Source organism: Streptococcus sp. HMSC064D12, from assembly GCF_001837205.1.
In the GTDB taxonomy this organism is placed as follows: Bacteria; Bacillota; Bacilli; order Lactobacillales; family Streptococcaceae; genus Streptococcus; species Streptococcus salivarius_D.
In genome coordinates this window covers 201822-210513 of sequence record NZ_KV831722.1, presented here as the reverse complement: position 1 = coordinate 210513, position 8692 = coordinate 201822, and the positions used below count along the sequence as shown (strand labels likewise).

Below are 8692 nucleotides of genomic sequence, written 5' to 3'. Positions count from 1 at the left end.
ACATCTTATCACCCAAATAAATTCTTGTCAATAGGGTTTTTGAAAAAAATAAAGGAAGCACGTCTCTCAACCTACTTCCTTTATTTTTTAATTATTTAGCTTCAATCAAACCGTAGTTTCCGTCTTCTCGTTTATAGAGAACATTAGTTGTATGATCTTCACTATCTGTATAGATAAAGAAGTCATGACCCAACAACTCCATTTGAAGGATGGCTTCTTCAACATCCATTGGTTTCAACTCAATGTTTTTAGTTCTTACAACTTCAACAGCTGGTGCTTCTTCAACTTGTTCGTTATTAAAATCAGCTGAGAACACTTCTCCTGTTGGAACTTTTTCACGATGCTTACGTGCAATTTTTGTTTTATTTTTACGGATTTGTCTTTCAATCTTATCAACCACCAGGTCAATAGAACCATACATATCTTGCGAAACATCTTCTGCTCTTAGTGTTACAGAACCTGTTGGAATAGTAACCTCTACTTTAGCTGTCTTTTCGCGATAAACCTTAAGATTTACACGTGCATTCAATTCTTGGTCTTCGTTGAAGTATTTTTCAACTTTGCTAAGTTTACTTTCAACATAGTCACGAAGTGCTTCAGTTACTTCGATGTTTTCGCCACGGATACTATATTTAATCATAAAAGACCTCTTTCTCGCTTGTTAGCGTTTTCTTTATCTATATTATATCCTTTTCATGAAAATTTGCAAGGATTTTTATTATCTAGCTAGTGAAAAGGTCAAAACTTCTTTAATATCTATACCTTCTAATAGTTGAACCATCTGATATAAAGTAGATCCTGTTGTATAGATATCATCCACTATAATAATCTTATCTGGTACATCTATACCTTTCTTGAGACAGAAGGCATTATCTTGACTTAAACGCTCCTTGCGTGTTTTCGATGATTGCTTCTCAATATCTCTTTTCTCAAAGATATCCTGATAGGGAATTCCCTCTATCAATCCCTCAACTTGGTTAAATCCTCTTTCTGCCAAGCGTTCTTCCGATAATGGGACCGGCACTATGGTAAAACCTTTCGTCAAAAATGGTTTTAACTTATTTTTTATATCTTTTTGAAATGTTTTTCTAAGACAATAGTCTCCCATAAATTTATAGCGGCTAAAATAATCTTTCATGTTTTCTTCATAGTGATAAATGGCAAGGTGCTTAGGAATATAGCCTTTTTTCATCCAAAGTTTACAATCAATACAGGTATCTCTATGTAACTCCTTATTACAATTTTGACATCTTTCTTTTGAAAGTTTTTTAAACTGATTTTTACAAGATAAGCAGGAGTACTCTTCTCTCTGGTTAAACGTAATCAGGTCTCTTAATTTTGGCACTGATTCAATCCAGTCATTACATAGTAGACACTTCATTGTTAAATCCTCCTTTTTTATTCATAACTTTTATTTCTTCTCGACAACGAAGCATAGATTTGGATAGTCCTTCATGAAAGAAATAAAGCTTTCCTGTCGGTCTATCTGGGGATCTTCCAACTCGACCTCCTATCTGAATAAGACTCGAACTAGTGTATAAGTGATGATTTGCCATGCAAACAAAAACATCTACTTGTGGAAAGGTCACACCACGTTCGAGGATAGTTGTTGTCACTAAGACGGATAGTTCTTTTTCTCGGAACTTCTCTACGACAGTTGAACGCTCCTCACTTTTTGAGGAAACAAAGGCCATTTTTTCGTCTGGAAGATATTTTTGCAGAATGCTAGTAAACTTTTCACCTATCGCTATATTTGGAAAAAAGATTAATAGAGGAAACTTTGATTTACGTTGCTTTTTAATCTGATAAACAAGAGGTCTTGGAAGCTTGCCTCTCATTAGAGATTTTTGTAGTCTTCCCTGCCAACAGAATTTAGGAAGTACTAAAGGATTTCCATGGAAACGTCTGGCAAGGTGATGCTTTTCTAAAGTTCCAAGTCGAACTTGCTCTTCCAAAGATATTGTAGAAGTCGCTGTTAAGTAAATATAGCGACCGGTTTCCTTCTTTGCCTGCTCCACAGCATGATTTAACATGACATTTCCTACAAAAGGGAATGCATCAACCTCATCAACGATAACTAGGTCAAAGTTCTGGTAAAACTTTAGTAGTTGATGGGTGGTAGCTATTACAAGCGGACTACCATCATATGGTTCACTCTCAGCATGAAGCAGAGAAATACTACAAGTAAAATCCCTCTGCATACGAAGAAATAACTCTCGACAAACATCAACCCGAGGACTTGCGATAGCTACATTACCTTTACCTTCAAGAACATAGGCAACGATTTTATAAATCATCTCGGTCTTCCCAGCACCAGTCACAGCATGTACGAGGCTGTCTTTCTGTTTTTGATATGTTTCTAAAAGCTTCTCTGAGACCTCAGCTTGATAGGGAGTCAGTTTCCCCAACCACTTCAAAGCAGGAAATTCAATTTCAGATGTTTTTGAAGGAAAATAATAAAGTTCTTTTCCTTCTTGGTTTCTGCCAAAGACAATACACGCTCTGCAATAATACTGACCTTCCGGTAATTGCCAATCTTCCCCTATCTGACTGTAACATCTTTTACATCTAAGTTGTTTATCGACCTTTATCATGCTTTCTAATGTAAAAGCCTCTGAGTGATAGTCCACTGACAACTGTTCTTTCGTAAATAGTCGTCCATAATATTCTTTAGGTACCATATCTTTCTATTCGAAAATATGTTTGAATTCATCTTTTTATGATAAAATTTTTTTATGGATTACAAAACTATTGCCAACGATGGAATCGTTGAAGAAGAAATAAAAAAATCTCGTTTTATTTGTCACTTGAAACGTATTAGTAGTGAAGAGGAAGGAAGAGAGTACATCGCTCAGATAAAGAAAGAGCATCACAAGGCCAATCACTCTTGCTCTGCAATGATTGTTGGAGATGATGGTCAAATTAAACGTTCGAGTGATGATGGCGAACCTTCTGGAACAGCCGGAGTGCCTATGCTGACTGTTCTAGAAAAACAAGGACTTACTAATGTCGTAGCTGTTGTGACTCGTTATTTTGGAGGAATCAAACTTGGGGCAGGTGGTCTTATCCGCGCTTACTCTGGTAGCGTTGCCCATGCTATTGAAGAAATTGGTCGAGTGGAAGTCAAGGAATTAACAGGACTAACCGTAGAGTTAACCTACTCTCAGTACCAAGTCTTCTCCAACTTCCTTGAAAAAGAAGGACTCCAAGAATTTGATACAACTTTCTTATCAGATGTTTCTACTACTTTATTTGTCGAAGAGTCTGAGATTAAAAGACTCGGTCAGGAACTAACCGAATTCTATCAAGGGAAAGTCACTTATGAAAAATCTGGAAAGAAAATCGTTGAAATTCCTATCTGATAGTCAAACGTTATCACAGTGATAAAGAAGATGTATTTTACAAGTTGAGCCTACCGTCGTATACTTAAAACCATCAATCAAAGATTAAGAGGATTTTAAATATGACAATTTACAACTCAATCACTGAACTTGTTGGAAAAACACCTGTTATTAAACTTAACTCTATTGTTCCAGAAGGATCAGCAGATGTTTACGTTAAACTCGAAGCCTTTAACCCTGGTTCTTCAGTAAAAGACCGTATTGCTCTTCGTATGATTGAAGATGCTGAAAAAGCTGGTACTATTAAACCTGGTGATACCATTGTTGAACCAACTTCAGGTAACACTGGTATTGGTCTCGCTTGGGTTGGTGCTGCTAAAGGCTATAAAGTTGTTATCGTAATGCCTGACACAATGAGTGTTGAACGTCGTAAAATCATCCAAGCTTATGGAGCTGAACTTGTATTGACTCCTGGTAGCGAAGGAATGAAAGGTGCGATTGCTAAAGCTAAAGAAGTTGCTGCTGAACGCAACGGTTGGGTACCACTTCAATTTGCCAACCCATCAAACCCAGCTGTCCACGCGGCTACAACTGGTCAAGAAATCCTTGAAGATTTTGGTGCAGAAGGTTTGGATGCTTTTGTTGCTGGTATCGGTACTGGTGGTACTATTTCAGGTGTTTCAAAAACCCTTAAGGCTGCTAATCCAAATATCAAGGTTTACGGTATTGAAGCTGACGAATCTGCTGTCTTGAATGGTGATAAACCAGGACCACACAAAATCCAAGGTATCTCAACTGGTTTCATTCCTGACACATTGGATACAAAATCATATGACAGTGTTGTGCGTATTCCTTCTGATGAAGCTATCGCAACATCACGTACATTGGGTAGCCAAGAAGGTTTCCTAGCTGGTATCTCATCAGGTGCTGCTATTGCTGCCGCCCTTAAGATTGCTGCTGAACTTGGTGAAGGTAAGAAAGTCTTGACACTCTTGCCTGACAATGGTGAACGCTACCTCTCTACAACACTTTATGATTTTCAAGACTAATAAAAAAGAAGCTGGAACATATGTTCTAGCCTCTTTTTTATTGTATAAAGTTCAAGCCTGTAGTTCATTAATTACTAGAAAAAGCAAGGATTATAATCTCATTTCCACTGAACTGTTCCTACAAACTTTCTATTTTTTAGGATAACTGAAGTCTAAAGAATTTGTTTTATCTTCTTTATTAGTCTAACTCTTTTGCTTCTGTCTCTGCAATTTCAGTAACTGTGAATCCTGCTTCTACAAAAACTTTCTTGAGTTGTTCAATTCCAATCTCTCCTTCAACTTGGAGTTCGACACGAAGTACGGTGTCATTTTTAGGTGCAACAATTGTACGTTCGATGTTGAGATTCTCACTAGCGATAAGGTTCGCAATTTTTTCCAAAACACGTGGAGTATCTGGAACTTCCAACCCAATACGAATTCCAGCTTGACCATAACCAGAAATTTCCAAGAAAGCACGAAAGACATCTTTATCTGTGATAATTCCTGAAATTTGGTCATTGTCCACAACCGGAAGAACTCCAACCTTATTTTGAAGCATGATATAGATTGCATCCTCAAGGCTAGCATATTTGGAAACAGTGAGGACATTCTTAATCATGATATCTCCTACTTTTGTCTTATTAAGGAGATAGTTCATTTCATAAATTGACAAGCTTGTTGCTTTTGATGGTGAAGCCTCTGCCATTGTACCTTCTGTAATAAGCCCAACAAGTTTATCGTGTTCAATTACCGGCAAACGGCGCAATTCTTTATCACGCATAATATCTGCAGCTGCTGCAACTGTTGTTTCTGGTGAGACATAAACCACACGTTTCGTCATAAAATCTTTTACTGCCATGTTTCATTTTCCTCCGAATGATTTCTTACTTGTATTATACCACACTAATTGTAACCGATTGCAATATTTTACTGAAAAATTCGTATTTTACAATCAGTATGAGACGATAGAAAAACGCCCTCGGGCGCTTTTTCTTATCCTCCAAGATAGGCTTTACGAACTTCATCTGATGCAAGAAGTTCTTCACCAGTACCTGAAAGAACCACTTTACCAGTTTCAAGAACGTAACCACGGTCTGCAATTGACAAAGCCTTATTGGCATTTTGCTCAATCAAAAGAACGGTAGTCCCTTGTGCCTTAATATCTTCGATAATATCAAAAATTTCCTGAATAAAGATTGGAGCAAGTCCCATTGAAGGCTCATCCAAAAGCAAAAGTTTTGGACGACTCATAAGGGCACGGCCCATTGCAAGCATTTGTTGTTCACCACCAGAAAGTGTCGCTGCATCCTGATTCTTACGTTCTTCTAGGCGTGGGAAACGTTGGAAGACTTTTTTCAAGAGAGCTGCGTTCTCTTCTTTATTTGTATGAAGGAAAGCTCCCATTTCAAGATTTTCCATTACGGTTAATCCTGCAAATACATGACGTCCCTCAGGTACTTGAGCTAAACCTTCAGCAACAATCTTACGTGCAGGTGTTTTGTGGATCTCATTTCCGAGATAAGAAATGGTTCCCTCAGTTGGACGAACAAGACCTGAGATTGTACGGAGAATTGATGTTTTACCTGCACCGTTAGCACCGATAAGAGTTACAACTTCACCTTCATTAACTTCAAAGCTAACATTTTTAACAGCTTCAATAGATCCATATTTAATTGAGAGATTTTCAACTTTCAACATAGCCATTATGCTTCACCTCCCAAGTAAGCTTCAATAACGCGTTTGTTATTCTTAATTTCATCAGGTGTTCCTTCTGCAATCAAGCGTCCGTATTCCAAAACATAGATACGCTCAGTAACATCCATGACCAAACTCATATCATGTTCAATCAAGATGATTGTAATACCAAAGTCTTTTTGAATTTGACGAATATGAGCAGTCAATTCAGCTGTTTCTTGTGGATTCATACCCGCAGCTGGTTCATCAAGGAAAAGAATTTTTGGTTCTGTTGCAAGTGCACGAACAATTTCCAAATGACGTTGTTGCCCATAAGCTAAGTTTTTCGCAAGCGTATCTGCCTCACCATCCAAGTTGAAGATAGCCAAGAGTTCCATAGCTTTTGCTTTTAACTCTTCTTCACTTGAGTAGTACTTAGGCAAACGCAAAAGAGATGCAAAGAAATTTGAAGGTTGCTTATTTGACAAACCAACAAGAACATTTTCAAGCACAGTCATGTCTTTGAAAAGACGGATATTTTGGAATGTACGTGACAAACCGAGTGAAGCGATTTTATAAGGTGCTTTACCGTTTAGGACTGTACCATCAAGTGTAATCGTTCCTTCACTTGGCTCATAGACACCTGTCAAAAGGTTGAACAAGGTTGTTTTACCAGCACCATTTGGTCCGATAAGCCCAACCAACTCACCTTCATTGAGTTCCATTGAAACATCACCAACGGCAGTCAAACCACCGAAGTTTTTAGTTAGATTTTTAACTTCAAGAAGTGCCATTATTATTTGCCCTCCTTAGATTTATTGAAGAATTTTGAGAGATAGAGTTCTTTTGTTCCAAGAAGTCCACCTGGACGGAAGAGCATTACAAGAATCAAAGCCAAGGCGTAAATAATCATACGAAGGTTTGAAACGTTTTGGAGGAACATGTTGATAATACCAAGAACAACAGCAGCAATAATAGTACCTGTGATAGATCCAAGACCACCAAGAACGGCAATGATAAGGTAATCAATTGATTTCATGATAGTGAAATCTTTTGGCACAACTGTACCGATGTAGCTGACATAAAGTGAACCAGCAATCGCTGAAATCATGGCACCAATAACAAAGATAAGAACCTTCATTTTTGTGACATTAACACCCATTGACTCAGCAGCAATTTCATCTTCACGAAGAGTGATTGCTTGACGTCCAGTTGCTGAACGCAAGAAGTTAAGTACCAAAATTGTAATGATTACCACAAAGAAATAAATTACAGGCCAACTTGTATAAGGAAGGATACCTGTCAAACCAGCAGCACCATTAGTCAATTCACCACCATTAACGATAATGATACGGATGATTTCAGCCATACCAAGAGTTGCAATGGCAAGGTAGTCCCCTTTCAAACGAAGGGTAGGTAGACCAAAGATAAGGGCAACAATAGCTGCGATGATGACACCGACAACCATTGAGAGGTAGAAACCGTCATATGTTGGCATCATACCAGTAATGATAGCTGATGAATAGGCACCAATTGCCATGAAACCAGCTTGTCCAAGTGTAAATTGCCCTGAGAAACCAAGAACCAGATTAGTACCAAGTCCCATAAGGATTGAGATCCCAATTCCCATTAAGATTTGGATGTAGTAAAGGTTCATGATACCTGAAAGTTCAAGACCTTTCAAGATAAGGAAGAGCCCAATGATAAGACCAAACCAAATAAGGTTTACTTTTAGATTTTTCTTCATGTCTTACACCTTCTCTTTCACATTTTTACCGAGGATACCCGCTGGGCGAACCAAAAGGATAACGATCAAGACACCATAAACGATGGCATCACGGTAACTTGACAAACCAATTGCAGTTGATAATGTCTCCAAAATACCGATAACAAATCCACCAAGTGCTGCACCAGGGATAATACCGATACCACCAAGAACGGCAGCAACAAAGGCTTTAATACCTGGTGTCATACCCATAAGAGGTTCGATAGAGTTATAGTAAAGACCAATAAGGACACCCGCTGCCCCTGCTAGTGATGATCCAAGAGCAAAAGTGAAGCTGATAGTGTTATTAACATTAATACCCATCAATTCAGCTGCATCACTGTCTACAGATACGGCACGCATAGCTTTACCCATCTTAGTCTTTTTAATAATCAATTGAAGAGCAACCATAAGGACAAGGGCAACTACCAAGATAAGCAATTGCACATTTGTTACAGAGATTGATCCAAGATGATAAGTCTTAATTGCAATCTTTTGAGGGAATGAACGTGTATCTGCACCTACAAAGAGAACCATGATGTACTCAAGGAAGAATGAGACACCGATAGCCGTAATCAAGGCAGAAATACGTGTCGAATTACGGAGTGGGCGATAAGCCAAGAACTCAATGACAACCCCTAAAATCGCACAGACAAGCATAGCAAAGACAAGGGCAACCCAGAAATTCATTCCAAGGCTATTAATCGCATAGTAACCAACGAAGGCACCCATCATATAGATGTCTCCATGGGCAAAGTTAATCAATTTGATAATCCCATAAACCATGGTATATCCAAGGGCAAGTAAGGCATAGATACTACCCAAGATGATACCATTGACTAGTTGTTGGGGAAGTTGTTCAAAAAACATATTTAACCAAACTT

10 protein-coding genes are annotated in these 8692 nt (G+C 38.2%); 2 read left to right on the top strand and 8 right to left on the bottom strand.

All coding sequences use genetic code 11. The features are described 5' to 3' along the window. Window positions 1-91: 91 nt before the first annotated feature. The 3 genes from hpf to HMPREF2697_RS01860 all read right to left on the bottom strand — a co-directional run bounded on the left by hpf (window position 92) and on the right by HMPREF2697_RS01860 (window position 2681). The gene (gene hpf / locus HMPREF2697_RS01870; RefSeq protein WP_002883786.1) at window positions 92-640 is read right to left on the bottom strand and encodes a ribosome hibernation-promoting factor, HPF/YfiA family; all 549 of its coding nucleotides are present in this window, start codon (window positions 638-640) and stop codon (window positions 92-94) included. Window positions 641-718: 78 nt separating this feature from the next. Beyond that, a complete protein-coding gene (locus tag HMPREF2697_RS01865; RefSeq protein WP_070849386.1) occupies window positions 719-1381 on the bottom strand; it encodes a ComF family protein in 663 nt (220 codons plus the stop codon). Beyond that, on the bottom strand, window positions 1362-2681 hold the full coding sequence (locus HMPREF2697_RS01860) for an ATP-dependent helicase ComFA (protein WP_070849383.1): 1320 nt from the start codon (window positions 2679-2681) through the stop codon (window positions 1362-1364). Before HMPREF2697_RS01860 ends, HMPREF2697_RS01865 begins: the two co-directional genes overlap by 20 nt. A 54-nt stretch (window positions 2682-2735) precedes the next feature. Between HMPREF2697_RS01860 and HMPREF2697_RS01855 the strand changes: the two genes are divergently transcribed. Both HMPREF2697_RS01855 and cysK read left to right on the top strand, forming a co-directional pair. Continuing rightward, the gene (locus tag HMPREF2697_RS01855; RefSeq protein ID WP_070849380.1) at window positions 2736-3362 is read left to right on the top strand and encodes a YigZ family protein; all 627 of its coding nucleotides are present in this window, start codon (window positions 2736-2738) and stop codon (window positions 3360-3362) included. Between the two features lie 101 nt (window positions 3363-3463). Continuing rightward, window positions 3464-4390, top strand: coding sequence for a cysteine synthase A (cysK, locus tag HMPREF2697_RS01850; protein WP_070849377.1), 927 nt, complete (start codon window positions 3464-3466; stop codon window positions 4388-4390). A 178-nt stretch (window positions 4391-4568) separates the two neighbouring features. Here the strand turns inward: cysK and HMPREF2697_RS01845 are convergent, their stop codons facing one another. The 5 genes from HMPREF2697_RS01845 to HMPREF2697_RS01825 all read right to left on the bottom strand — a co-directional run bounded on the left by HMPREF2697_RS01845 (window position 4569) and on the right by HMPREF2697_RS01825 (window position 8678). Beyond that, window positions 4569-5228 carry a CBS and ACT domain-containing protein gene (locus HMPREF2697_RS01845; protein WP_070849374.1) on the bottom strand — a complete coding sequence of 220 codons (660 nt, stop codon included), beginning with the start codon at window positions 5226-5228 and terminating at the stop codon, window positions 4569-4571. A 134-nt stretch (window positions 5229-5362) separates the two neighbouring features. Beyond that, the gene (locus HMPREF2697_RS01840; protein ID WP_013990087.1) at window positions 5363-6073 is read right to left on the bottom strand and encodes an ABC transporter ATP-binding protein; all 711 of its coding nucleotides are present in this window, start codon (window positions 6071-6073) and stop codon (window positions 5363-5365) included. Continuing rightward, the gene (locus tag HMPREF2697_RS01835) at window positions 6073-6837 is read right to left on the bottom strand and encodes an ABC transporter ATP-binding protein (protein WP_045771733.1); all 765 of its coding nucleotides are present in this window, start codon (window positions 6835-6837) and stop codon (window positions 6073-6075) included. Before HMPREF2697_RS01835 ends, HMPREF2697_RS01840 begins: the two co-directional genes overlap by 1 nt. A 2-nt stretch (window positions 6838-6839) precedes the next feature. Further along, entirely contained in the window at window positions 6840-7790 is a 951-nt protein-coding gene (locus HMPREF2697_RS01830; protein ID WP_002883720.1) for a branched-chain amino acid ABC transporter permease, read from the bottom strand. Window positions 7791-7793: 3 nt separating this feature from the next. Further along, the gene (locus tag HMPREF2697_RS01825) at window positions 7794-8678 is read right to left on the bottom strand and encodes a branched-chain amino acid ABC transporter permease (RefSeq protein WP_070849372.1); all 885 of its coding nucleotides are present in this window, start codon (window positions 8676-8678) and stop codon (window positions 7794-7796) included. Window positions 8679-8692: the final 14 nt, after the last annotated feature.

What these genes read in the sequence shown, in the direction of transcription:
- hpf (WP_002883786.1), bottom strand. Translation starts at nt 640, where the DNA reads ATGATTAAATATAGTATCCGTGGCGAAAACATCGAAGTAACTGAAGCA.
- HMPREF2697_RS01825 (WP_070849372.1), bottom strand. Translation starts at nt 8,678, where the DNA reads ATGTTTTTTGAACAACTTCCCCAACAACTAGTCAATGGTATCATCTTG.
- HMPREF2697_RS01840 (WP_013990087.1), bottom strand. Translation starts at nt 6,073, where the DNA reads ATGGCTATGTTGAAAGTTGAAAATCTCTCAATTAAATATGGATCTATT.
- HMPREF2697_RS01830 (WP_002883720.1), bottom strand. Translation starts at nt 7,790, where the DNA reads ATGAAGAAAAATCTAAAAGTAAACCTTATTTGGTTTGGTCTTATCATT.
- HMPREF2697_RS01845 (WP_070849374.1), bottom strand. Translation starts at nt 5,228, where the DNA reads ATGGCAGTAAAAGATTTTATGACGAAACGTGTGGTTTATGTCTCACCA.
- HMPREF2697_RS01835 (WP_045771733.1), bottom strand. Translation starts at nt 6,837, where the DNA reads ATGGCACTTCTTGAAGTTAAAAATCTAACTAAAAACTTCGGTGGTTTG.
- HMPREF2697_RS01855 (WP_070849380.1), top strand. Translation starts at nt 2,736, where the DNA reads ATGGATTACAAAACTATTGCCAACGATGGAATCGTTGAAGAAGAAATA.
- HMPREF2697_RS01860 (WP_070849383.1), bottom strand. Translation starts at nt 2,681, where the DNA reads ATGGTACCTAAAGAATATTATGGACGACTATTTACGAAAGAACAGTTG.
- cysK (WP_070849377.1), top strand. Translation starts at nt 3,464, where the DNA reads ATGACAATTTACAACTCAATCACTGAACTTGTTGGAAAAACACCTGTT.
- HMPREF2697_RS01865 (WP_070849386.1), bottom strand. Translation starts at nt 1,381, where the DNA reads ATGAAGTGTCTACTATGTAATGACTGGATTGAATCAGTGCCAAAATTA.